The organism is Rhodococcus sp. NPDC059968, assembly GCF_042738615.1.
In the GTDB taxonomy this organism is placed as follows: domain Bacteria; phylum Actinomycetota; class Actinomycetes; order Mycobacteriales; family Mycobacteriaceae; genus Rhodococcus_F.
The window spans coordinates 35,749-59,589 of sequence record NZ_JBHWUE010000062.1; the positions used below are offsets into that span (position 1 = coordinate 35,749).

The following is a 23,841-nucleotide window of genomic DNA, read 5'->3' on the forward strand; positions in this document are numbered from 1 at the left end:
TCCCCATTCTGAGTGCGCTGCAACCGATATGGAAAAGCATCCAGAGCGTAACCAGCGAGCCGGAAAGTATCGCGGCGTTGGTCAGAAGTTCACCATCGACCGCCTGGTCCGTTTCTGCACGTGACGCCCTACCGGACGGGACACCCGGCCCCGGACGGGCTGTCGTCCCGAGCGCCAGGCAGCCGCTGCGGCCGCATCACCGGCCTCGCCGACGGCTCTCGAGTTGCGCTAAAGGAGTAGCACTTGAAGCTATCCGTGGTTTCACCAACGATGCGCGGAACCGGACACCGTCGACCTGGGGTGGTACGAAATTGTCCGGCGCGAGTGCGGCGGCGTGCGACCTCGGGTTGCTGCGGGTGACGGCCAACGGGGTGTTCCCACGTCCCACGTCCGGCGGCCGTGAGGGACCGGGAATCGTCGATCCACTGTCCGGACGCGTTGCCGAGATGCGAATCGGCTCCAGGCGGGCGCCGCGTGCGCGAAGGCATCTCCGGATGGCGGTTGCAGTGTCTAACATTCCGTTGATTTCCCCGGCGGCGGCGCCCACCAGGTGCGACGCTAGGAACCTTGTTCCCTAGCACGGGGGTTCGCGAAGTTTGATTACGGCAAATCCTCTCGGCGGTGGCGACCGAGGATTACTCGGTTGACGCCGAACCATGCAGTGACACGGGCGGATCCGAATCGGACACAGGCCGGTCCCGGGGGCCGGCCGGTACTGCTGCGTCTCACGTGTGTGGGGACGCGGCCTGGCGGTGCCAGGCCAGTTCGCGGAGCCGGACCCAGTCGACGGTGGGTTCGGCGGGGCGGACCCCCGGGCGGTCGCGGGGTACCCGGACGCGGAGGGCGCCGGGCTCGATCGTGCAGCGCACCGGGGTGGGCAGCAGCAGCGATTCGCCGTCGACGCCGACCGGGGTCTGACGTGTGTCGGCGTCGACGATCACCTCGGTGCTCGTGTGCTGGGTCAGGCCCCGGACGTTCGCGCGGCGCAGCAGCCCGATGGCCTGGTGGGCGTTGGCGACGGAGACGGTGACGGCGCCGAGGACGCCCCGGTCGAGTCGGTCGCGTCGGTTCAGGCCGGCGAGATCGCTGGTGCCGTAGGGGTTGTTGCTCACCAGCACCGCTTGTGGGTTCCTTACGGTGACGTTCCCGATCCGGGTGACGAGTGGGGCACCCGCTTGTCCGGCGAGCAGGTCCGGGAGCATCTGGAGCACGGTTCCGGTCTTGTCGTCGCGGTAGGCGGGGCTGCGGACCACCTCGGCGTAGACCCCGAAGGAGGCGTTGTTGACGAACGGGCGGCCGTTGATCCGGCCGAGGTCGACGGCGAGCTCGACGCCGTCGCGCAGGGCGTCGAGACATCGGCTGGGGTCGGTGCGGTCGAGTCCGAGGTCCATCGCGAAGTGGTTGCGGGTGCCGGCGCTGATCACCAGGAACGGCAGGTTGTTCTCTGCCGCGACCCCCGCGACGAGGGCTTGGGTCCCGTCGCCGCCGGCCACGCCCAGCAGGTCGGCTCCGGCCTCGATCGCCTGCCGGGCCAGGTCGGTGACGTCGACGGTGCCCGGTCCTTCGAGCAGGACCACCTCGGCGCCGAGTTCCTCGGCCTTGCGTTGCAGGTCGAATTTCGCGACCTTGCCGCCACCGGAGTGCGGGTTCATGATCAGCACCGGATGCCGTACCGGTGGGGCGGGCACCTCGCGGACGGCGGTGTCCGAGGTTCGTCCGCGCAGGGCGGCGCGGGCGCAGGGCACCGTGAGGAGCGCGAGAACAATGGAGGCGACGACCTCGGCGAGCAGGTGGGCGCGGATGAACAGGACCAGGACGACGATCGGTGACAGTATCGCGATCGCCAGTGAGATCCAGCGCAGCACACCGCGACTGGCGAGGAACCAGTACAGGGCGGCGACCATGACGGCGACGCCGCCGATTCCGACGAGGAGACTCCCGACGGTGCTGAGCAGTCCGGCGGCCATCAGCGGCACCGCCGCCGCGAGGATCGCCAGTGCGAACGCCGCCCGCGCCCACCAGCGGCGGGCTCCGGTCGCGGTGTCGGGGGCGGCGGATCGGTCGTCGCTCACCGTCACGTCCCCGGGCGTGCGGTGATCCGGCCGTCGTCGATGGCCTGGCGCAACGCGGCGTGGTCGCGGGCGTTCTGGTCGGCGTAGGACTCGGCGAAGGCGGTCAGCGCTTTGTCGAAGTCGTTGTCCGAACCGAGGTACCCGGCGATGGCGAACCGGTCGCCGGCGCGGGCGTGCGCATACGCAAGGACCCGGGCGCACAGCCGGCCGTAGAGGGTCATCAGATGGGCGGACATGGTCTCGATGACGGCCGACCCCTTGCCGTCGCGCAGCTGGCGGACGTAGTAGTCCCGGACCGTCCCATCCGCGTCGGGTCCCTGCTGCCAGCCGAGGAGGATGTCGCTGGCGGCCTGTATCCGGCGTTGCCCGGTGACGACGCGCTCGCCCTGGTTGGTGACCGTGGGACCGTCGACGTACTCCGCGAGGACCGACGGTTGTGCCTCCTTGGCCTGCAGGAACAGGGGGTCGCCACCGGGGCCGCGGAGCAGGATGATCCAGGCCCGGGTGCCGACGCTGCCCACACCGACGACTTTCCGTGCCGTCTGGACGTAGTCGAATCGATCGAACAGGACACGTCGGGCGGGTTGCAGGGTGTCGCGGTATTCGCGCATTCGTTGGATCAGTTCCCGGTTGATCTGTTCGGCTTCGGTGTCGGTGAAGATCTCCTCGATGGGGACGATCAGCGGCGGCGTGCTCACGATCCGCGGGGTGCCGTCCACGAGGGTGGTCAGTTTGGACAGCGCCTGCATGCTGTCGCGGCCCCAGGATTTGTGGATCGTCTTCTTCACACGTTTGCGTGCCGAGGAGTCCAGGTCGCCGCGGAGCTCGTCCAACTCGGTGGCGGCGTCGATGTGGGAGTACCAGACCGCGAGCTCGCCGCACTCGGCCTGCTGGGTCATCGTTTCGCGGTATTCGGCGGCGCAGGCGCGGGCGATCCGTTTGCGCTCTTTGCCGCGGAACCCGTTGTCGCGGCCGGCGACGGCGAGGCTCGCGACGAGTCGTTTGACGTCCCATTCGAAGGGGCCGGGATAGGTTTCGTCGAAGTCGTTGACATCGAAGGCGAGGTCGCGCTCCGGTGTGGCGAAGAGCCCGAAGTTGCTCAGGTGGGCGTCCCCGCACAATTGGGTGTGCAGGCCGGTGGCCGAGGCGTGGGAGAAGTCGTCGGCCATCACCAGCGCCGCGCCGCGGTAGAACGCGAACGGTGACTCGGCCATCCGCCCGTACCGGATGGGGACGAGGTCGGGGACCCGGGTGGCCCCCTGGGACTCGAGCAGGCCGACCGGGTCACGGTCGCGGTCCGGAGCGTGTTCGGCGATGGCGTCGAACGGGATTCGGCGCCGAACCGTCTCGCCGTGTTCGATCCGTGCCGCCCGGGTCGGATGGTCGCCCGCACCGGCGGGTGATGGATCAGGGAATGGGTCTCGTTCAGTCATGGCGTGGTCCCTCGGGTGGCCTTCGTCCGCGGATCAGGGGTGGTCGGGATGACCACGGCCCACATCGAACCGGCCCCACCATCTTGCGCGACCGGCGCGCCCGCTGCTGGCAATCGGTGGTCTCGGACCTCGCCCCCGCACGAGCTGGAGTCTCACCGCCGCTATCCGGCACTTCGGGGCGTGAGCGGAACTGACCGAGCATCAGCCGGAGTCACCCGCGGCGGGGTGTTGGGGGACAGCGCAACAGTGGTCACGCTCGCGGGAAGGCCGACCTGTGGCCACTCGGCGGTCAGTGCCACCCGCCGTCCCGGCGGCGATGCGGTGAGCCAGTACGTCGGCTGGGTCCGGTACAGGCGTGTCCCGCGGTCGACTCCTGGAGATCCGCGCGGTGAAAGTACGGGTCTGCGACCGCGAGGCCGTCCGTCCCGACCCAGACGTTCAGATACGACCGGTGCGCCGACGGGTCCGCCGGATCGGTGAGCGGACGGGCTTCATGCCGGGCCCGTTCGGCCGGGTGGCCGGTGGCGGTGAGGGTCAGGTGCACCGCGATACCGGACGGGTACACGGCGATCCGCAACAGATCCAGGGTCAAGTGGGTGTCCGCGGCGAGGAGCCGGTGCGGGGTGACTGCTGTAAAAAGACATTTCCGCAGCATCTCGATCAAATAGCCAGGTCAACATACTTTTTGCTCTGCAGAGTGCCGTCGCAGTGCCTCGACCGTGGATTTCGTGGCTGTCGTACCCGGACGGTTCACCGTGGGGGTACGTCGGTGAACCGTCCGGCGCCCGGCGCATCGAGTTCGGCGACCGCCTCGGCGACCGACTCCTTCACGTCGTCGCGGTAGGAGTCGGTGAGGTCGATGTAGAACCTGGTCGTCCCGACCACCGCAACCGGCGTCGTCGCACAAGCGGTCGCCGACAACGACGACCTGGTGGGCTGTGCCAGGCGGTGTCGATGCGGTGATTGCTGCTGAACGGTTCGGCGGCGCTGATCATCCGGTCCAGGACCCGCGCCAGGTGCGGGTGGTCCTAGGGATGCTTGGGCGACAGCAATAATGCGGTGGTCGGGACGATCTCGCCGGGCTGGTAGCCGTGCATGTGGGCGACCGCATCGGACCATTCTCACCGCTGCCTATCAGGGAAGAAGCGGAACGGTTCGGCTAATCGACATGCTCCGTGACGAGTAGCCGACCGCGTTCTCCGCAGCAACCCGGAATAGTTGCTGGTCAGCGCATTCCGAGGAGTCGGCGGACGGGACCGCGTTTGCGCGTCGCCTTGATCGTCGTCGCCAGGCCGATACGGCGCCCGGTGAGCGGATCGGTGGCGGGGGGACCGCCGAACCCGGCTTCGGACGCGGTCTCGGGCACTGCGTCGCGGGTGTCGGTGTTCGGCGTCTCGGCCGACGAAGCCCACGAAATCTGCCGACGCCGCTTACCCGACGCCGACGATCAACCCCAAGGCGCAACCGCCACATAACGTATCCGGATGGGGCACAGGCTTTCGCCGAGGATTGGGCTCCATGAACCGACGGTGCCGGCGACGAGTGCTCGAATCCGCTCCGAGTCCAAAGCGGGATGCTCGACTGGGCTGGTCAGGCTTTCAGCCCAATTTGAGCCCGTGTTGAGGGCCGAGACTGGCAACGGCCTTCTTGAGCTTTTCGCCGATATCGTCGAGACCCTCCGCTGCCGAAGCGTCGACGGCCGCGCTGATCGCCGCAATCAGACTGCCGTCGGGTGCCAGCAGAGGCGTGGCCACGGCGAACGCGTCCGCGAGCGTGACTCCCCGGTTGAAGGCGAGTCGGCGGGACCGAATCTCGGGGAGCTCGGCGAGGAATTGTCGGACCCCGCCTGCCTGCTCGGGGGCGGCGAGGTCGAGGAGGCGGTACATCTCCTCGTCAGGGACGTTGGCGAGCACGGTTTTTCCGGCGGCGGTCGTATACAACGGGCGACGGGCGTGGGTGCGCGCGACGAACGTGAGGCTCGGTGATTCTTCACCCACGAGGTCGGTGAAGACGATGGCGTCCCCGACGCGCACTGCAACGAGGACGGTGCAACCCAGGACCTCGCCCAACTCGGCGATGAACTGGTGATCGAGTGAGAGCGCGGCCAGCTTGTTCGCGCGTGCGGCGAGGACGAACGGCCCCGGTCCGAGGTGGAACCGGCGCTCCTCCTCGAGGAGATAGCCGCGGGCGAGCAGCCCGTTGGTCAGCTCCTGCACGGAACTCTTCGCCGCGCCCAGGGCGGTTGTCAGCTCGGCCAACGTCACCCCGCGCGGGCTCAGGGACACGGTCTCGAGGATCTCGATCACGCGGTCGACTGTGCGATGCGGGCGAGCAGGCATGCCGGTGACCCTAGCAAACACCTCAAACAGGTGGGCTCCGCCTCTTGCGACGAGGCGCGCGTCACAGTAGCCTTGAGACATGATCCGGAAATCCGGTTCAACATCCGTAAATCCGTACGCACGAAGGGGTCAAACCATGACCGCACCAGTCTCTCCCGGAATGATCCGCACCAAGACCGGCGTCCCGCTGCCGTTGGTCGCTCAGCCGCAGGATGACCTTCTGACCGTGAACATCGCTGAGATCCCGCTGCTCAAGGACGCTATGGGCCCGGGGATCCATATTCAGCCGCTGCGCCTGGACCCCGAGAAGGGGCAGGTGGTACTGATGGCCACCATGGCGCCCGGTTGCCTCCTGCCCGTCCATTACCACACCGGTACCGCCGAGGTGTGGACGTTCTCGGGCTGCTGGAAGTACGCCGAGTACCCGGATCAGCCGCAGGTCGCCGGCTCCTACCTCTACGAGCCCGGCGGCTCGGTCCACACGTTCTACTGCCCCGAGGACAACACCGAGGACACCGTCGTGCTGCTGTGGATGGAAGGCGCGCAAATCGGATTCAACCAGGACGGCACGTTGCATTCGATCAATGACGCGACCTCCATCCAGCATGTGACCGAGACGGTGGCGGTGGCTCAGGGCACCGGACCGGTCGGCTACATCCACGGCGGCTCGGCCGGCGTCATCAAATCCTGACATCTCCCTACCTCCACGGTTGCCGCCCGCGCGCGGCATCACACCCGCGCCGGGCGGGGCCACCCGGGCCGCCCGCGACGGCAGTTCAGGAAGGCCCGAAAGACGGTGTCGTGCAGGTGAGCAGCTCCACGAGCTTGTCGGACGACACGTCGCAACATCGGCTGCGCTTACCTTGTTCTGGCCGCTGCCGGCGCCCGGGGGTAGCGGCCTCGGCCTCGACCTGATGTGCGCGCGATCCATCGCGGGTTCCCGCCGATGAACAATCGTCGAACTGATCGCGCTGGTGACCCCGGACATGGCGTGCTGATGCTGCTCGCCGCCAGATGTCTGGCCCATGTGCAGTGCCGAGTAAGACTGCACGAACGCATTTCATCGCCAGAAATCACGGAAACTTCTGCGCACCAGAGTTATTGGGCGACACAGGAAACAGGGAGGTGCTGCTCTGGTGAAGACGTGCGCAGCGACGAGACCACCACTGCGGCGGTGCCGCGGTCAACAACTCCTGATCGGAGAGGCAAGCAATCATGTCCGCGTTTGACGGTATCCGGGTCCTCGAATTGGGCCAAATCTACAACGGTCCGTACTGCGGACTTCTGCTCGCACAGCTGGGCGCCGAGGTCATCAAGATCGAGCCGCCCGGCGGCGAGCAATTGCGCTTCCGCTCACACCAGCCGGTCGAGTCCCACGAGTTCGTGATGCTCAACTCCAACAAGATCAGTGTGGTGCTCGACCTGAAGACCGACGCCGGTCGCCACGCGCTGCTCGACCTGGTCGAGACCGCCGACGTGCTCATCGAGAACTTCGCGCCGGGCACCATCGAGCGGCTCCAGCTCGGCCCGGAGCAACTCCTCGAGCACAATCCGCGTCTGATCGTGGCCCGCGGCAAGGGCTACGGGTCCACGGGCCCGTACGCACACATGTCGGCGATGGACATCACCGTGCAGGCGATGTCCGGCAGCGCCGCGGCCACCGGAATGCCCGACGGTCCACCGACCAAGGCGGGCGCCGCATTCGTGGACTTCTCCGGCGGCATCCACCTGTTCGGGGCGATCAGCGCGGCCCTGTTCCAGCGCGAGCGCACGGGGCGGGGGCAGCTCGTCGAGGTGTCGATGCACGACACCATCTACCCCATGCTGGCCTCCAGCCTCGGCGGCCTGCACAACAATCCCGACCGAAAGCTGTCCGAGCGCACCGGGAATCGGCATTCGGGTATGGCGCTCGCGCCGTACAACATCTACGAGGCGAGCGACGGATGGTTGGCGATCATCTGCATCTCCGAGCGGCACTGGCGTGGTGTCGCGACCGCACTGGGCCGGCCCGAGCTGGTCGACGACCCCAGGTTCGCCGCGGAGAGCGCCAGGGCCGCGAACATCGATGCGGTCGACGAGGTGGTGTCGTCGTGCACCAAGACCCGCACACGCGCCGAACTGGTGCGGGACCTGCAGGCCGCCGGTGTGCCGTGCGCGCCGGTCAAGTCGATCCGGGAGGTCGACACGGACGAGCACCTGATCGAGCGCGGCATGATCCGGTACGTCGAGCACCCGGCGAGGGGTCGGGTGCCGGTACCGGGATGTCCGCTCAGGCTCAGTGACTCGCCGGTGGGACCACTGCGCGCCGCCCCGCTGCTGGGTCAGTCGACCGAGGAGATCTTGGCGGAACTGTCCGGTGAGGAGCCCCAGCATGTCCCCACTGCTTGAATCCGGCACTGCGCTGGCGGCGTACTACGCCCAGACGCGGTCGCGGACGGGAGAGGTTCTCGCACGACGCAGCCTCGGCACCCTCGACGCGGTGACCATCGGCCGCTACGCGATGACCATCGGCGCGGCCGATCCGAAGCACTACGACCCGGCGGACGCACGGTCGGCCGGGTACGCCGATGTCGTGGCGCCACCGAACATGCTCGCCGCGATCGTGGAGTGGGGTCTGGGCACCCCCGAGGCTCGGCTCCAGCCCGACGGAACCCCGCACGGCGGGGACATGCCCCTCGGTGACGGCGACCTCGGGCTGCGCGTCATGGGCGCCGGTGAAGAGATGGAGTTGGTCAACCCCGTGATCGCGGGCACGGAGGTGGTGCTCGAGACAACCCTCGCGGCGGTCACTCCCAAACAGACCCGGGCCGGCAGCTGCGTGTTCGTCACCACCATCAACACCTTCATGTCCGCCGAGGGTGCCGTTCTCAACCGGAACCGGCGCACCGTCGTACTGCGCAACCCCCTGCAGGAGTCCTAGATGTCCATCAGCTTCCAGGCCGGAGACAGGCTGCCACCGCTCGAGCACACGGCTACGCCCTTTCAGTTGTTCCGCTACAGCGCGGTCACCTGGAACCCTCACCGCATCCACTTCGACGAGTCCTATGCCCACGCGGAGGGCCATGACGGTGTCGTGCTGCACTCCCACCTCCGGGCGGCACTCGCCTTGCGTTGCGTCACCGAGGGCCTCGGCCCGACATGGCACGTCACGAAGGCCGCCTACCGCCTGCGCAGACCCGTCTATGCACCGGCGGACCTGACCTACACCGCCCGAGTGACGGCGGCCGACAACGACAGCTTGACCCTCGAACTCATCGAGCAGCACCCCTCAGGTGAGGTGGGCTTCGAGGGGACGGCGTGGGTCAGCAAGACCGCAGGAGTGACGTCATGACACCAGCACAGGAACGGGGGCAACGTCCGATCCACGTCGGGAATTGCTCCGGCTTCTACGGTGACCGCGCCTCGGCGATGGCCGACATGGCCCGAGCCGGCGGCATCGACGTCCTCACCGGTGACTACCTCGCCGAGGTCACGATGCTGATCCTCGGCAAGGCGCGCGCCAAAGACGGCACCAAGGGCTATGCGACCACCTTCCTACAACACTTGGACCCAGCACTGGATCACCTCGTCGCGAACGGGATCCGGCTCGTCGTCAACGCCGGCGGACTCAACCCCGCCGGGCTGGCCGACGCAACCCGAGCCCTGATCGCCGGCCGCGGTTACGACCTGCAGGTCTCGCACATCGGAGGCGACGACGTGTTCGGCCGCCTCGACGAACTGCAGCAGGCCGGCCATACGCTGCCGCAGCTGACCACCGGCGAGCCGCTGTCGTCCTGGCCGCACCGCCCACTGACGGCCAACGCGTACCTGGGCGGATTCGGTATCGCCCGCGCCCTGGCCCGGGGCGCCGACATCGTCATCACCGGCCGCGTCGCCGACGCCGCGTTGGTCGTCGGTCCCGCCGTTTGGTGGTGGAACTGGGCCCCCGACGACTACGACGCGCTGGCCGGCGCCGTCGCGGCCGGACACGTCATCGAATGCGGGCCGCAGGCGACCGGCGGCAACTTCTCCGGATTTCGCACCATTGCCGACCTCGTGCAACCGGGGTTCCCGATCGCCGAAATCGACGCCGATGGCTCCTCGGTGATCACCAAGAACGCGGGCACCGGCGGCGCCGTCACCCCGGACACCGTCACAGCTCAACTGCTCTACGAGATCGGCGAACCCGCCTACCTCAATTCCGATGTGATTGCCCACTTGGACACCGCCGAGCTCACCGACCTCGGCGACGACCGCGTCCAGATCCGCGGCGTGCGGGGCTCGGCGCCACCGGCGACGACCAAGGTCGCGATCACCGGGGTGGGGGGCTGGGAGAACAGCATGATCCTCGCGCTCACCGGCACCGACCTCGACGCGAAGGCGGCCCTCGTCCAGCGATTCGTGCACCGCGAAATCGAGGCCGCGGACGGCCTCGACGCGGTCGCGATCACCCGCATCGGTCAGGCCCGCCGCGATCCCGACAGTCAGAATGCGGGCACCGCGCTGCTCCAGATCGCAGTGCAGGGGACCAAGGAGGCCGCCGGGCGCGCCTTTTCGTCGCGGATGGTGGAGCTGGCCCTGTCCAGCTACCCCGGGTTGTACACCCTCGGCCCGCCGCAACCGGGGTCCGCGTTCGGTGTCTACTGGCCGGCACTGCTCGACCAACGAATGCTCGACCACAGGGTCCACCACCATGACGGCACCACCGAGATCATCGCACCCGGCACGCCACACGATGTCGGTGTCGAGGGAACCCCGCCGGTCGAGCTCTTCCCCGCGCCGGCGGTGCGAACGCCGTGGACCGACGAACCACTCGTCATCGCCTCACTGGGTGAGATCGTGCATGCCCGCTCCGGCGACAAGGGCGGCGACGCGAATCTCGGCGTCTGGGTACGCGACCGGGAGGCATGGCAGTGGCTCCAGTCGACCCTCACCGTGGACGAACTCCGACGCCTTCTCCCCGAAACCCGCGAATTGACGATCTCGCGTTACGAACTGCCCAAGCTCGGTGCGGTCAACTTCCTCATCCGGGGGATGCTCGGCAGCGGTGCCACCTCGACACTGCGGCTCGACTCCCAAGCCAAGGCACTCGGCGAGTGGCTGCGCGCCCGCAGCACCAAGGTTCCCCGAGCCCTGCTCAACACCTCAGGAGCGCACTGGTGAGCGATCCCGACGAGAGCAACGTCGACGTCGTCCGCACGGCAACCCGAGAGCTGGCTCACAAGTTCGACTACGACTACTGGCGCGCGAAAGACACACTGGCCCAGTACCCGTGGGAGTTCGTCACGGCGTTCGCCGAGGGCGGATGGCTCGGCGCGCTCATTCCCGAGGAGTACGGCGGCCTCGGGTTGGGCCTCGCCGAGTGCGGCGTGATGATGCAGGAGATCGCCGCATCGGGTGCCGGCGCGAGTGGCGCCTCGGCGGTCCACTTCTACCTGTTCCCACCCGCACCGATCATCCGCCACGGCTCGGAGGAGATGAAGCAGCAGTTCCTGCCCAAGCTCGCCCGCGGCGAGATCCTCATGGCGTTCGGCGTCACCGAGCCCACCGCCGGCGTGGACACCTCGCGCATCACAACCAGGGCCGAGAAGGTCGCCGGCGGCTGGGTGGTCAACGGCCAGAAGGTCTGGATCACCAACGCACAGAACGCCCACAAGATCCTGCTGCTGGCGCGCACGTCCGCCCGCAACGAGGAAAGACCGCTGGACGGGATGACGCTCTTCTTCACCGACCTCGACCGCGACCGGATCGCGGTCCGCGAGATCGAGAAGCTGGGCCGGTCGGCGATCGACTCCAACGAACTCTTCATCGAGAACCTCGAGGTCCGCGACGACGAAGTCGTCGGTGAGGTGGGCCGGGGCTTCAGCTACCTGATCGACGGGCTGAACTCCGAGCGCATCGTGGTGGGACTGGAAGGCGTCGGTATCGGTCAGGCGGCACTGGAGCTGGCGACGAAATACGCCACAGAGCGTGTCGTCTTCGACCGGCCCATCGGCCAGAACCAGGCGGTCGCCCACCCACTGGCGGATTCCTGGATCCGGCTGGAATCGGCTCGACTGATGGCGATGCACGCCGCCGAGCTCTACGACAATCACCAGGACTGCGGCAAGGAGGCCGCCGCGACCAAATATCTGGGCGCCGAGGCCGGCTTCGATGCCTGCGACCGGGCCATGTCCACGCACGGTGGCTACGCCTACGCGAAGGAATACCACGTGGAGCGCCTGTGGCGGGAGGCGCGGCTGCTCCGCAACGCACCGTTTCCTCAGGAGATGGTCCTCAACTACATCTCCGCGCAGGCGCTGAAGCTTCCCCGCGCCTACTGACTCCGATCACCGCATGCGATGAACGCCGCCGTTCGCTCCGTTCGGACACTCACAAGCATCACGAACAGGACAGCCTGATCGAGTCGAATGACTCGTGGTGGAAGCAAGATGGGAGGGAAGTAGTGTCGAATTCTCTAATGCACGGTGAGGTGCTGATGACAGATCATCTCAACGTCGGCAATCATGTGGCGCTCGTGATCGACGAGGATCGGGATCGCCTCAAATCGATGAAACGTACGTTCTCCGCTGGCGCACCGGAGAACAAGGTCTTCCTGGTCGACGCGTCCGAGGGGCGCGCGATCATCACATCCGTCGATGAGATCCTCTCACTGCACCGCGGACCAGGAAAGGTCGTAGTATTCCTTCGCGCGGACCCTGCCGGCTGGACGACGGCCGCGGTCCTGGCAGGGATGCGGCACCACACACGCTTCGAACGAACCGATGTCGTTGTGATGGCAGCGGGAACGCCAGACACACTCCCCGTGCAGATCACCGACTTTCCCGGATTGCGGATGGTGCCACCTGGCAGTCATTCGTGCGGCCTGGTTGTCAGGTTTCTCGAAGCCCGCCTGAACGATTCGGCGGGCACTGAACGTGGGCGCACGCGCGCTATCGACCGCACTCGCTGACAACGAAACCCCGAAACCGTGTGAAGACCGCGAGTACTTATGGGGGATCGGTGCCACGCGCCGGTGTCGCCCGAGTCGCTGAAGGTGCCCGTCGAAGATCTGCTGTCGGCCGATGTGGCGCTTGTCGGCGGCGTTCGTCTCGCCGTCTGTCCGGCGAGGGTGGGGCGGACGTCGATGGTGGTGACGAAGAACGTGCAGGATTCGCCGATCGATTCGAAGTGGCAATCCAACTCGACGGGCCGGCCGCAGGCGCGCCGTACGGGGTCTGGGCGGGAAGTCCGAACTGGACCTACACGGCAAGGCCCGGCGGCGCCGCGGGGGGTTTCTCACATGCCGGGGAGCCGGCAGCACCACCCACCACGCGGCGTACCGACCCTGACCGTGTGAACACGAGAACAGCGCAGATGGCCCACCACAACGCCTTACCACCGACCAGGTCATCGACGGGATCAACAAGAAACCCGACGTTAACCACGTACGCACATTGCCCGTTGGACAACGCACACGGAGGAGATACATGAGGGTCGGATCAGAGGACCGAAACGCTCGTCGACAACACCGCGCCGGGCTACAACCAGGGTTGAGCGCGCAGGTCACAGCGAACACGCGAAACGCCTTCGGCATGCCGCCAGTGGTCACGCGATGAAGCCCGCCGAAATCGCCGACGGCGTGTTCTTCGTGCACTCCGAGATGGTCAACTGGGTGCTGCTCACCGACGGCGACGCGGTGACGGTGATCGACACCGGGTACCCGGGGCAGCGGGGCGAGGTGGAGGAATCGATCCGAGCTATCGGACGGGACCCTCACGACATCGAGGCCGTCCTCATCACCCACGCGCATGTCGACCACATCGGGAGCGCACAGTATCTCGCCGAGACTTACCGGGCGCCGGTACTGGTACACCCCGCCGAAGCAGCTCACGCCCGCCGTGAATGCCACGAGGTCGCGACCCCCTGGGACGTGCTCAGCAACATCGGGCGCCCCGGAGTCCTGTCCTGGGCAATGAAACTGGTGCGCCTGGGTGGCACCGCCAAGTACGGCATCGACTCCCCCACCCCGATGCCCGTAAACGGCGCCCTGACCTGTCCGGGTGCCCCCGTTCCGGTTCTCGTGCCCGGTCATACCTCCGGGCACACCGTTTATCACCTTCCCGATCACGGTGTGGTGATCTCCGGGGACGCCTTGATCACCGGGCATCCGACCTCGCCCCTCTCCGGTCCCCAGCTACTGCCGCAGTGGCTCAACCACTACTACGGCACGGCCGCCGTGTCACTGGACATCATCGGAGAGCTCGGCGCCGACATCCTTCTGCCCGGCCACGGGCCGATCCATCGCGGTTCCGTCGCCGAAGCGGCCGCGACCGCGCGTGAACGTGCCAGCCTCACCCTGTCAAGATCGGGGCCCACGCGTGGATCTGCGTGCCGCCCTGGGAACCTGCCGGGGTGAAGCCGGCTGGGGTGAAGTCGACGGCCTCGCGCAGGTAGAGGACGGATCCGTTCGGCAGCCGCCATGGTGCGTACGCGTCGGCAGCACAGCCTCGGACAGCAGCGGGCTGAGCTTGCAAATTCCGCCGCGAACTCGGCCGCGTCACGTCCCTGCTGCAGCACTGATTGCTCGGCGAGGAGGAGCACCCGATCCATCGCCCCTCTGCCCCAGCGCGATCTGCCTCGGTCGGAACGGCGGTGCGCATTCCTCGAGGCGTGTCGGCCAGCTGATAGAGCTGGTCTGGTCGGAGTCAGGCGCAGGGCTCGGCTCGGGCGGAGGCCTCCAGCGTGGAAGCAGACCGCTCCGGTAGCCGGCCCGGTTCGCGGCGGCTGTCGTAGTACGGGCCCGAGGACGCGAGGTCAGCGACCCCGCCCCAGCCCGCGCCGATGCCTCTACTGACGTTTCCGCTCCACGACCCAGGCCGCGACCTGTGTGCGGGAGGCGAAACCCAGTTTGGCCAGGATGTGCTCCACGTGCCCTTGCGCGGTGCGTGGTGAGATCACCAGGCGGTCGGCGATGGCCTGGTTGGTCAGGCCTTCGGCGATCAGGTCGGCGACTTGGTGTTCCCTCTTGGTCAGTCGCACCGACGAATCTGTGTCGGGCGTGGAGGTGCCGGCCGGCTGCTCATGGAGGGCGTAGGCGATCGCTGCATCGAAGCCGAGACTTCGGCCATTGCTGTGGGCCGCCGCAAAAACTCTGTCTCCGAGTTCCTTCCGGGACTCCTGGTCGCAGTCCTGATGATAAACAAGCAAATTGGTATGTATGACCACAGCACTGCCCACCGATCGCGCCAGCCCGTCCGCGGCTCCCATCAGCGTTGCGGCCCGTAGTGCGTCGCCCTGTTGGCGGGTGATCCAGGCCAGCGCCTCGAGGCAGGCTGTGGCGACGCGGGGGGTGTGCACTTGCCGGGTCAGCTCGAGCGATTGTTCGAGGAGCCGGACCGCGCGATCGGTATCGCCCTGTCGCCACACGTCGATGCCCATGGCCCACAGAGAGTGCGCCCGGTACATCTTCTCGCCGTATCGTTCGGTTATCGCGAGGGCACGTTCGTGGCATTCGATCGCCCGGTCCGTCCGGCCGGACAGTCCGTAGGCCGTTCCCAACGGGTACAGGAGGCTGGTTTCGAGTGTGCGATCTCTCCGTGCACTGAACTCGGCGAGAGCGGATTCGAGGTGGGAGCATGCTCGCGCGAGATCGCCGCTGTAGAGGGCCAGCATGCCGTCGGCGCAGTCGCTGTACGCCCGCAGCACGGGGTCGCTCGTGTGCGCGGTGAGAGTCCGCGCCGCCTCGACGAGCGCCGCCCCGGCCTCGAGGTCTCCCTGGCTATTGGCCATCACGCTGTCGTAGCAGAGCGCCGTAACCCGTTCGAGGGTTGTTGCACCGCTGCCGCGGTCGAGGAGTTGGTCGAGCCACCGCCGGCCCTCGTTGTAGAGGCCTTGGGAACTCCAGAACCAGTACAGCGCGGCGGCGGTGCGCAGGCCGGCGGCGGGATCGTCGTCGATGCCGAACTCGAGGGCCTCCCGCAGATTCGGCTGCTCCCGCTTCAGCCGGGCGATCCAGTCGAGCTGGCGGTCGCTGATCCACTCCGCCTCCGCATCGAGCACCAGCGTCTCGTACCAATCCCGGTGCCGGCGACGCAACGCCACAGCCTCACCGGTCTGCTCGAGCTTCTCGTAACCGTACTCGCGGAGGGTCTCGAGCATCCGGAACCGCACCACCGACCCGGATTCCTCCCGGATCAGGATCGACTTCTCCACCAAGGAGGTCAGCGTGTCCAGCAGCTCGTCCGGTGCCAGGCCCGCGCCGCACACCTGCTCCGCCGCATCGAGTTCGAAACTCCCCGCGAACACCGCCACCCGCCCCCACACCAGTTGTTCACCGGCGGTGCACAACTCGAAGCTCCAGTCGATACACAATCGCAGGGTCTGTTGCCGCGTCGGCGCACCCCGGTTGCCGCGGGTCAGCAGCGTGTAGCGGTCGGTCAGGCGCCCCAGGATCTGCTCGGGCGACATCGCCCGCAACCGCGCCGCCGCCAATTCGATCGGCAGCGGCAACCCGTCAAGCCGGTGACAGATCCCCGCCACCGTCGCCGCGTTCTCCTCGGTGATCGCGAAACCGGGAACAGCGGCAGCGGCCCGTTCGACGAACAACGTCACCGCATCGTATGTGGGCAACCCCCGCAGCGAGGGCCGCCGTTCCGGATCAGGGACGGCCAGCGGAGGGACCCGCAGCACCGCCTCCCCACCGATGCCGAGCGGTTCGCGGCTGGTGCCCAGAATCCGCAGACCCGGGCACACCCGCAACAGGGTCTCGGCCAGTTCCGCCACGACATCCACCACGTGCTCACAGTTGTCGAGGACCAACAGCACCACTCGTGGCGTAAGGAACTCGATCAGCACCTCCCGCAGCGGCCTCGCCGAGTGGTCCCGCAATCCCAGTGCGCCGGCGACCGCGTCGACCAGCGACGACTCGTCGCGCAGTCCACCCAATTCGACGAGCCGAACACCGTCTGCGTAGTCGCGCTGCCCAGCCGACGCGACCCGCATCGCCAGCCGCGTCTTGCCCACACCGCCGATCCCGGTCAAGGTCACCAGCCTCGACCCGGCCAGCAGGTTCTTCGCCTCGGTGACCTCGTGTCGGCGGCCGACGAAACTGGTCAGTTCCAGGGGAAGGGTTCCGGTAGTGCTCCGAGGGGCGGGTTCTGTGGGGTGCCGAACGCCTGACGCTAGTGCTCGATCACTGACCTCTGCGCCGGGTTCGGCGCGCAGCGCCATCTCGTCGACCGGGAAGCCGTGGTTGCGTTGCAGCCCTCGCAGTTCCTCCCCGAAGTCGGCGGCGGTGGCCGGCCGCTGACCGGGCTCGCGGGACATCGCGCGGGCGATCTCCGCGGACACATCGTCCGGGATCCCCTGCTCACGCAGATCGGGCACCTCTTGCGAGGTGATCCGCAGGAACTGCGCGACGACCTGCTCACCGCTGCGGCGTTCGAACGCGGCGTGGCCGGTCAGGGCGCTGAACAGGGTGGCGCCGAGGCCGTAGACGTCCGCGGCCGGGCTCGGCGGATCCCCGCCGAGCACCTCCGGCGCGGTATACGCCGGCGACCCGGTGACGGCACCGGTGGAGGTCTCGAAGCCACCGCTGATGTGCGCGATACCGAAATCGGCCAACTCCGGCTCGCCGTAATCGGTGAGCAGGATGTTCGCGGGTTTGACGTCGCGATGAAGGATGCCGAGCCGGTGCGCCGACTCCACCGCGCCCGCCATCTTCACCCCCAGCCGCAGTGCCTCGCCCACCGGCAGCGGACCGTGGCAGCGGATCCGCACGTCGAGGGAATCCTGCGGGTGATACGGCATCACGATGTAGGGAAGGCCGCTGTCGGTGGCACCGACCTGCAGAATGTGGACGATGTTCGGGTGTCCGGTCAGCCGGCCCATCGCCCGCTGTTCCCGGAAGAACCGTGCCCGGCTCTCGTCGTCGAGTTCGACGGTGAGCACCTTCACCGCGACCGTGCGGTCCAGCTCCTCCTGGGTGCAGCGGTAGACCACGCCGAAACCGCCGCGGCCGATTTCCTGGACATCGTCGAAGCCGGTGCCTGCCAGCTCCGCCGCCGGGGAGGGCGGGTACCGCTGAGTGTCGAGTGGATCACCTTCACCCATCGGACGGTCTACTCACTCCGTCGGCTCATGGTGCTGCGGGCTGGTCCCGACGGCACGACCAGCGGAAATACAACCGTGGACTCACCTCTCGATGGCGTCCTCTCAAGGATATCGCCGACACCCCGGCCACACGGAATCGCTGCACTACGCCGCCATCGCCCGGCGGCTCATCGGTGTGGCCTGGTTGACGCCACTCCCAGGGCTGGCCTCACATCACGCCTACGGCGCCCTCCGCAGGAAATCCTCGATGATGGGGCCGAGCGTGGGGGCGTTGGTGAGGAGGTCGACGTGGCCGCCGGGGTGCGTGACGAGGGTGGCGTTCGGCAGCAGCCGGTACATGATGTGCGCGTTGATGATCGGGATGATCGGGTCGTCGGTGCCGGCGAGGATGAGGGTGGGTTGGCGGATTGCCGGGAGGGTGAACAGGCTCGACCACACCGCCCCGGCGAGCAGCTGGTGCAGGTAGCCGCGGTGGGATCCGGCGGCGAGTTGGTGGCTGACGAGCTGGGTGACGGCGGCGTTACCGAAGTCGGCGCTGCCGCCGTAGATCGTCGCGGCGATGGAGGCCAGGTAGTCGCGGTCGACGAACCGGCGCGGGGTGAGCATCTTCGCGAGGACGGCGGGCCGGGCGGGCACCATCAGGGCGCCGGTTGCGGTGGCGGCCAGGACCAGGCGTCGACACCGGCGCGGGTTCTGGAAGGCGAACTGCTGAGCCAGAGCCCCGCCCCACGAGTACCCCAGCATGTCGACCCGGCCGTAGCCGAGCGTGTCGAGCATTCGTCCGGTCACCCACGCAAGGTACGGGATCCCGTAGGGCACAGGAGAGGTCGGTGACGCCCCGGTGCCTGGGGCGTCGAACCGGATCACGGTGCGGTGTGCGCCGAGATGTGCGACCAGCGGGTCGAGTACCTCGAGGCTGGCGCCGATCCCGTTGCACAGCACCACCGGCACGCCGGTGCCGTGCCGGACGTGTACACGCAGGTGCTGGCCACTGGTGCGCACCATCCGGGACTCGCCCGCCCGGTCCTGCGCGCGGTTCATCGGTAGACGATCACTGGTTCGGCGACGCAGACGGGTGATGCTGGTCCTCGGACTCGAAGGTGACGCCGAACACGGCCTCGAGCCCGGCCTCGAATCGTTGCACGGCCAGGACCCGGCCGGTGCAGCGGACGTTCGCTCCCACGCGGGCGGGTGTGGGGAAGCGAACCCTGTTGAGTCCGTAATCGATGGCCTCCGGTGCACTGTCGATGGTGAGCAGGTCGCGAAAGGCCTGTGGGAGGAGTGAGAGAGTGAGATAGCCGGAGGCGACCACATTCCCGAATGCGGCGGCGGCGCGCGGTGGGGGGACCGGGGAGCCACCGGTAGTCGCCGGTGGCGTCGGCGAACAGGTTCATCCGCTCGTAGGTGATCTGGTACCAGTCGGTGGTGCCGAGCGGCTCGCCGACGAGATCGAGCAGCTCGGCCGGACGCGCCAGGTGTGTGGTCATGGCGGTCCTTCGCTGGCGAGGTGGTGGGTCATTGTTCGCGGACGTAGGAGCCGGGCGCGGGCATCAGCGGTGGGAGATCCACGGCGCCGAGCATGGTCGGTGCGTCCTGGTCGGGTCCGCTGCGCTCGCCCAGCCAGTCCGCAAAGTCGGGCCACCAGGAGTCCTGCTGCTGTTGGGAGGTCTCGAGCCACTCGGCGGGGTGCTCGGTGCTCGGTGACGCCATCCGGTAGGAGGCGCGAGGATTGCCGGGCGGGTTGACCATCGCGGCGATGTGTCCGCTGGTGGAGAGGACGAACCGGATGCTCTCGCTGCCGAGGAGGCGGGCGCTGCGGTAGCACGCCTGCCAGGGGCTGATGTGGTCGGCGATGCCGGCGATCACATACGAGTCCACGGTGACCTTGGACAGGTCGACGGGGGTGCCGAGCATACTCACCGCGCCCGGGGTGGTTAGCGCGTTGCTCAGCCCCAACTGCACCATGTCCTTGTGGAGGGTGGCCGTCATGCGGGTGGTGTCGGCGTTCCAGAACAGCACGTCGAACGGCGGCGGCGTGCGGCCCTGGATGTAGTTGTTCACCCAGTATCGCCACACCAGGTCGGTGGGGCGCAGCCAGGCGAACACCTCGGCCAGGGACCGGCCGTCGAGGTATCCGCGCGCGGCCGAGACCTGGATGGCGGCCTTGGCGGTGGTCGGGTCGAGGGCGGCCGCCGCGAATCCGGCCCGGCTCTGGTCGAGCACGGTGACCGCCAGCGTCAGGCCGGCGAGGCGGTCGCCTTGACCGATGTCGGTCAGATGTGCGGCGGTCATCGCGGCCAGCATCCCGCCCGAGCAGCTCCCGTCCAGGTGCGTGCGCGTACTGCCGGTGATCTTCTCGACCACGTCCAAGGCGTCGACGATGGCCCGCCCGTAAGTGTCCAATCCCCAGGTGCGGTGGCGGGCCTTCGGGTTGCGCCACGAGATGGCGAACACCTGCTGACCCTGGCCGAGGAAGTACTCGACCATGCTGCGGCCCGGTGAGATGTCGGTGATGTAGAACTTGTTGATCACCGGGGGCACGATCAGCAGCGGCACCTCGCGCACCGTCGGGGTCCGCGGAGCGTACTGGATGATCTCCATCACCCGGTTCTGGAAGATCACCGACCCGGGTGTCGCGGCGACGGTGCCGCCGACGATGAATGCGTCGGGGTCCACCATGGTTGGCACCCGCGGTGCGGTGGCCAGGTCGCGGACCAGGTTGGTCATCCCGCGCACGACGCTGGTGCCGCCGGTGTCGATCACCGCCTTGTAGCCGAGCGGGTTGAGCAGCGGGTTGTTGCTCGGCGCGGCGGCTTCGACGACGTTGTCGAGGACGAACTGCAGGCGCTCGCGATCTCTCCACTCGAGGTCGGCGTCGACGAGCAGCTTGCCCGCGGTCTCGGCAACGGCGAGGTGGGTCTGCATGATGCGGCGCAGCAACGGGTTTCCCGACCAGGCCGGGTCGGTGAAACGTTGGTCCGCGCGTGCTGGGCTCCGGGTCGAGGTGCCGCGCGTGATGTCCGCCAGTTCCACCGCCAGCCCGCGGCCACGGCCGAGAAGAAAGTGCGGTGCTCCGGCCAGGCTGACGCCGAACCGCAACCAGGCACGGTGGGGCAGCATCCGGCGGGCGATCCCGAACACCGAGTCGGTCAGCAGCAGGTCCAGCGGTGCGGCGAGCTCCTCTGCCTCGGCCTCGGTGGCAGCGACGATGGTGTCGGTCATGGTAGATCCTCTTGTTCGATCAGACGGTGTGCGGACGAGACGTATGGGTGGGCGGTGATACTGGCGGTGCGGATCCGGCGTGCGACTCAGTCATCGACATCAGGTGTGGCCATGGGTAGTGCCTCGGCGACCTCCGGAGGCGCGGATCAGCGCCGGGTCTACCCAGGGGCCGACCTGCTCATGAACAGAGAGAACCAGCGGTAGACCGACCCACCACATCGCGGAGATACAGCTCACTCACGGTCGGACCTGGCGCGTGATCGCGTTTGTCACTCATCAGTTGCGGGCATATACCAAGCTCCAAGCGTACGTATTTACAGGTCTAGTGACAGATATACGGACGATCGGAATGTACTGCGCCTCGCGCCTCACTGCAACTGGTCAGCAGGGTCTGCCCGAATCAGCCGACCTCCGCGGGGCACTTCTCGCCCCAGCTGATCCGTAACGAGTGCACACATTTGCGCCGCCACTCACACCATGGGACGACGGGGTCGGCCCGTGAGTGCCGAGGAGATCAAGGCGCGGTCAATGCCATGGTCTTCGACGAACACGGTCGCGACGACCGTGGTGTCCCCCTCCTGGAGGGAGAATGAAGTTCACCGCGTTGCTGATGCCGCGCGCGGTGGCGATTGGTGCCGACGCCGCACTGCTGTCGTGGAGGCACAGCGCGCACCACCTTTCGGTCCAGCGCGCCCGGGAGCGGACGCACCCTCCTGGCCTGTCGACTCTCCGCTCTAACCCGCATGGGGTGACGGGCACAGCGGCTCATCCTTTTTCGCGATGCGCCGGTCGCCGACGAGGCATTTAACATGGTGCGGAGCGTCGAATCGGATCCGGTTCCCGGCCTGTGGCGACCTTGAAGATAAGTCCCCATCTCGCCGACGCCGCCGAGAAGGAAACGACGATCCGATCCGATGGCTGGACCCGAGTCCGCTCGACCTGTGGTGACAGCGCGTGAGGTCCGACAGTCTGCGCTGCTCCCGCGGCCACACGCCGCCGGCGTCCACAGGGCTGGCGAAGACTCCAGCCTCGCCCACACCGGGGGAGCTGCGCTCCCTCACGGGTAGTGCGCCCCGCCGCGCTCTCGGCTCGGTCGTCGCGGTCTGACCGGACAGCACTGCCGGCTCGCCCCTGGGGTGCGGGTGCCTGTTCGGGCGGGGTCCGGCGCCGGAGGGTCTCAGGACAGGGGCGGGCGCCGGAGGTCCCGGGTCGTGCCCCACACCGTCGCTTCCGATGTGTGGCACCGGGGCTCGGGTTGATCGACTGCGTATCGCCGCGGTCGTATCACAGGGGTATCAGCGTGATTCGGGTCGGGCATCGTTGCTCCCGGGCGGGGACCTGATCAGTGCTTGTTTGTTATGTGGGTTGGCTACCGTGGGGGTTTGTGACAGCAGGTATTCCGGTGCCGTCGCACAAGATGGCGCCCAGCCCGGAGGTGGCGCTCGACTTCGCTCGGGAATGGGTCGAGTTCCTCGATCCCGACAACTCCGAGCATCTCATCGCCGCGGACATGACATGGCTGCTCTCGCACTGGACTTGCGTGTTCGGGACTCCGGCCTGCCAGGGGATCATCGCGGGCCGACCCGACGACGGTTGCTGCTCGCACGGCGCGTTCTTCTCCGACGAGGAGGATGTCGAGAGGTTGCACGAGTCGGTGAAGCTGCTCAGACCCGGGGACTGGCAGTTCAGGAAGCAGGGTCTCGGGAAGAGGGGGTACATCGAGGAGGACGAGGTCGAGGGCGAGTCGGCGCTGCGTACCCGCCGCTACCAGGGTGCGTGCATCTTCCTCAACCGTCCCGGATTCGAGGGTGGCATTGGGTGCGCGCTGCATTCGATGGCGCTCAGGCGTGGGATTGAGCCGCTCGAGGTGAAGCCGGACGTGTGCTGGCAGCTGCCGATCCGGCGGACCCAGGAATGGGTGGAGCGACCCGACGGTGAGCAGGTCCTGAAGACGACGATCACCGAGTACGACCGCCGCGGTTGGGGTGAGGGCGGCGCGGACCTGGACTGGTACTGCTCCGGCTCGCCGGACGCGCACGTCGGCGCCGTGGCGGTGTGGCAGTCGTATGCGCCGGAGCTGACCGAGTTGCTCGGTGAGGCCGCGTATCGGGAGCTGGCTCGGCTGTGTAAGCGACGCCAGGGCCTCGGCCTGATCGCCGTGCACCCGGCGACCGCGGTCGCCGAGAACAATTCCCGGTAGCGGAGGGGCGGTCCCTTACGGCGTCGACCGCGGGTCATTGGCCGGACCCCTCACCCGACGTGAGGGTCGGGTCTGTCGCGACGGGCGGGGTCAGCGCGACCTGTCAGGAGCGGCTGCTGTGATCCAGGGCGGTCCCGGACGGCGCCCGACTCCAGGAGAGGGCCGACGAGACGATTGACGTCCTTGTGACTGACCGCCACCTCCCCCGGGAAACCTTTCGCTGCGCAGTCGATGTACCCAGTTCCGGTCACGGCTCGCTGCGGTAGGTGCAGATCCCAGCGGCGATGGCCCCTGCAGCCCCGGTGGGGCAGGCATCGGTCCGCGACCGCGACCGCGAGCGCGAGGTCGTGCGGCGAAGGCGGTGCGGGGCGCCGGATTCAGGCGAAGACACCGCCCTCGTCGACTTTGATGGTGGGCCCGACGCGGACCCAGCCAGGCTCGGCTTTCGCTTTCAGCGGACGTTCCGGACGCGGTGGCGCCGTCGAGCACCGTGGTTGCGGCGC

Annotated in this window: 17 protein-coding genes and 3 pseudogenes; 10 read left to right on the top strand and 10 right to left on the bottom strand. The window is 67.8% G+C overall.

Going from position 1 to position 23,841, the window contains the following annotated elements:
* Positions 1–725: 725 nt before the first annotated feature.
* From ACFWAY_RS36145 to ACFWAY_RS36165, 5 genes and pseudogenes are all read right to left on the bottom strand, one after another.
* Positions 726–2,072, bottom strand: coding sequence for a diacylglycerol/lipid kinase family protein (locus tag ACFWAY_RS36145; protein ID WP_378513891.1), 1,347 nt, complete (start codon positions 2,070–2,072; stop codon positions 726–728).
* A 2-nt stretch (positions 2,073–2,074) separates the two neighbouring features.
* Positions 2,075–3,505 (bottom strand): DUF2252 domain-containing protein, encoded by a 1,431-nt coding sequence (locus ACFWAY_RS36150; RefSeq protein ID WP_378513892.1) that lies wholly within the window; start codon positions 3,503–3,505, stop codon positions 2,075–2,077.
* A gap of 289 nt (positions 3,506–3,794) precedes the next feature.
* Complete coding sequence (locus tag ACFWAY_RS36155) at positions 3,795–4,097, bottom strand: hypothetical protein (protein ID WP_378513893.1); 303 nt, start codon at positions 4,095–4,097, stop codon at positions 3,795–3,797.
* 200 nt (positions 4,098–4,297) lie between these two features.
* A pseudogene (locus tag ACFWAY_RS36160) lies at positions 4,298–4,710 on the bottom strand (PAS domain-containing protein); the annotation flags it as partial.
* A 20-nt stretch (positions 4,711–4,730) separates the two neighbouring features.
* Positions 4,731–4,892, bottom strand: a pseudogene (locus ACFWAY_RS36165) (acyl-CoA desaturase); the annotation flags it as partial.
* Between ACFWAY_RS36165 and ACFWAY_RS36170 the strand changes: the two are divergent.
* A pseudogene (locus ACFWAY_RS36170) lies at positions 4,888–4,980 on the top strand (TetR/AcrR family transcriptional regulator); the annotation flags it as partial. The pseudogenes ACFWAY_RS36165 and ACFWAY_RS36170 overlap by 5 nt on opposite strands.
* A gap of 123 nt (positions 4,981–5,103) precedes the next feature.
* On the opposite strand, the gene ACFWAY_RS36175 reads toward ACFWAY_RS36170, so the two are convergent.
* The gene (locus tag ACFWAY_RS36175) at positions 5,104–5,844 is read right to left on the bottom strand and encodes an IclR family transcriptional regulator (RefSeq protein WP_378513894.1); all 741 of its coding nucleotides are present in this window, start codon (positions 5,842–5,844) and stop codon (positions 5,104–5,106) included.
* A 136-nt stretch (positions 5,845–5,980) separates the two neighbouring features.
* On the opposite strand from ACFWAY_RS36175, the gene ACFWAY_RS36180 reads away from it, so the two are divergent.
* The 8 genes from ACFWAY_RS36180 (at position 5,981) to ACFWAY_RS36215 (ending at position 14,221) form a co-directional block, all read left to right on the top strand.
* Complete coding sequence (locus tag ACFWAY_RS36180) at positions 5,981–6,535, top strand: 2,4'-dihydroxyacetophenone dioxygenase family protein (RefSeq protein WP_378513895.1); 555 nt, start codon at positions 5,981–5,983, stop codon at positions 6,533–6,535.
* A 524-nt stretch (positions 6,536–7,059) separates the two neighbouring features.
* Positions 7,060–8,232, top strand: a complete 1,173-nt coding sequence (locus ACFWAY_RS36185) for a CaiB/BaiF CoA transferase family protein (RefSeq protein WP_378513896.1) — start codon at positions 7,060–7,062, stop codon at positions 8,230–8,232.
* Positions 8,216–8,764: a MaoC family dehydratase N-terminal domain-containing protein gene (locus ACFWAY_RS36190; protein ID WP_378513897.1), complete on the top strand. Its 549-nt coding sequence runs from the start codon at positions 8,216–8,218 to the stop codon at positions 8,762–8,764. Before ACFWAY_RS36185 ends, ACFWAY_RS36190 begins: the two co-directional genes overlap by 17 nt.
* Positions 8,765–9,175, top strand: coding sequence for a MaoC/PaaZ C-terminal domain-containing protein (locus tag ACFWAY_RS36195; protein ID WP_378513898.1), 411 nt, complete (start codon positions 8,765–8,767; stop codon positions 9,173–9,175).
* Complete coding sequence (locus ACFWAY_RS36200; protein WP_378513899.1) at positions 9,172–10,986, top strand: acyclic terpene utilization AtuA family protein; 1,815 nt, start codon at positions 9,172–9,174, stop codon at positions 10,984–10,986. Before ACFWAY_RS36195 ends, ACFWAY_RS36200 begins: the two co-directional genes overlap by 4 nt.
* On the top strand, positions 10,983–12,146 hold the full coding sequence (locus ACFWAY_RS36205) for an acyl-CoA dehydrogenase family protein (protein WP_378513900.1): 1,164 nt from the start codon (positions 10,983–10,985) through the stop codon (positions 12,144–12,146). The genes ACFWAY_RS36200 and ACFWAY_RS36205 overlap by 4 nt, the downstream gene beginning before the upstream one ends.
* Before the next feature lie 155 nt (positions 12,147–12,301).
* Entirely contained in the window at positions 12,302–12,775 is a 474-nt protein-coding gene (locus ACFWAY_RS36210; protein ID WP_378513901.1) for a hypothetical protein, read from the top strand.
* 642 nt (positions 12,776–13,417) lie between these two features.
* Entirely contained in the window at positions 13,418–14,221 is an 804-nt protein-coding gene (locus ACFWAY_RS36215; RefSeq protein ID WP_378513902.1) for an MBL fold metallo-hydrolase, read from the top strand.
* 431 nt (positions 14,222–14,652) lie between these two features.
* Here ACFWAY_RS36215 and ACFWAY_RS36220 read toward each other — a convergent pair whose 3' ends face one another.
* The 4 genes from ACFWAY_RS36220 to ACFWAY_RS36235 form a co-directional block, all read right to left on the bottom strand.
* Positions 14,653–17,916 carry a protein kinase gene (locus tag ACFWAY_RS36220; RefSeq protein WP_378513903.1) on the bottom strand — a complete coding sequence of 1,088 codons (3,264 nt, stop codon included), beginning with the start codon at positions 17,914–17,916 and terminating at the stop codon, positions 14,653–14,655.
* A 219-nt stretch (positions 17,917–18,135) separates the two neighbouring features.
* Positions 18,136–18,957 carry an alpha/beta fold hydrolase gene (locus ACFWAY_RS36225; RefSeq protein ID WP_378513904.1) on the bottom strand — a complete coding sequence of 274 codons (822 nt, stop codon included), beginning with the start codon at positions 18,955–18,957 and terminating at the stop codon, positions 18,136–18,138.
* 10 nt (positions 18,958–18,967) lie between these two features.
* On the bottom strand, positions 18,968–19,228 hold the full coding sequence (locus tag ACFWAY_RS36230) for a hypothetical protein (protein ID WP_378513905.1): 261 nt from the start codon (positions 19,226–19,228) through the stop codon (positions 18,968–18,970).
* A gap of 203 nt (positions 19,229–19,431) precedes the next feature.
* Complete coding sequence (locus tag ACFWAY_RS36235; protein ID WP_378513906.1) at positions 19,432–21,138, bottom strand: PHA/PHB synthase family protein; 1,707 nt, start codon at positions 21,136–21,138, stop codon at positions 19,432–19,434.
* Positions 21,139–22,555: 1,417 nt separating this feature from the next.
* On the opposite strand from ACFWAY_RS36235, the gene ACFWAY_RS36240 reads away from it, so the two are divergent.
* Complete coding sequence (locus ACFWAY_RS36240) at positions 22,556–23,338, top strand: hypothetical protein (protein ID WP_378513909.1); 783 nt, start codon at positions 22,556–22,558, stop codon at positions 23,336–23,338.
* Positions 23,339–23,841 lie beyond the last annotated feature (503 nt).

Bases quoted from the DNA above. Each gene is read 5' to 3' on its own strand.
- ACFWAY_RS36150 (WP_378513892.1), bottom strand. From the start codon at position 3,505: ATGACTGAACGAGACCCATTCCCTGATCCATCACCCGCCGGTGCGGGC.
- ACFWAY_RS36175 (WP_378513894.1), bottom strand. From the start codon at position 5,844: ATGCCTGCTCGCCCGCATCGCACAGTCGACCGCGTGATCGAGATCCTC.
- ACFWAY_RS36180 (WP_378513895.1), top strand. From the start codon at position 5,981: ATGACCGCACCAGTCTCTCCCGGAATGATCCGCACCAAGACCGGCGTC.
- ACFWAY_RS36185 (WP_378513896.1), top strand. From the start codon at position 7,060: ATGTCCGCGTTTGACGGTATCCGGGTCCTCGAATTGGGCCAAATCTAC.
- ACFWAY_RS36190 (WP_378513897.1), top strand. From the start codon at position 8,216: ATGTCCCCACTGCTTGAATCCGGCACTGCGCTGGCGGCGTACTACGCC.
- ACFWAY_RS36195 (WP_378513898.1), top strand. From the start codon at position 8,765: ATGTCCATCAGCTTCCAGGCCGGAGACAGGCTGCCACCGCTCGAGCAC.
- ACFWAY_RS36200 (WP_378513899.1), top strand. From the start codon at position 9,172: ATGACACCAGCACAGGAACGGGGGCAACGTCCGATCCACGTCGGGAAT.
- ACFWAY_RS36210 (WP_378513901.1), top strand. From the start codon at position 12,302: ATGACAGATCATCTCAACGTCGGCAATCATGTGGCGCTCGTGATCGAC.
- ACFWAY_RS36215 (WP_378513902.1), top strand. From the start codon at position 13,418: ATGAAGCCCGCCGAAATCGCCGACGGCGTGTTCTTCGTGCACTCCGAG.
- ACFWAY_RS36220 (WP_378513903.1), bottom strand. From the start codon at position 17,916: ATGGGTGAAGGTGATCCACTCGACACTCAGCGGTACCCGCCCTCCCCG.
- ACFWAY_RS36225 (WP_378513904.1), bottom strand. From the start codon at position 18,957: ATGAACCGCGCGCAGGACCGGGCGGGCGAGTCCCGGATGGTGCGCACC.
- ACFWAY_RS36235 (WP_378513906.1), bottom strand. From the start codon at position 21,138: ATGACCGACACCATCGTCGCTGCCACCGAGGCCGAGGCAGAGGAGCTC.
- ACFWAY_RS36240 (WP_378513909.1), top strand. From the start codon at position 22,556: ATGGCGCCCAGCCCGGAGGTGGCGCTCGACTTCGCTCGGGAATGGGTC.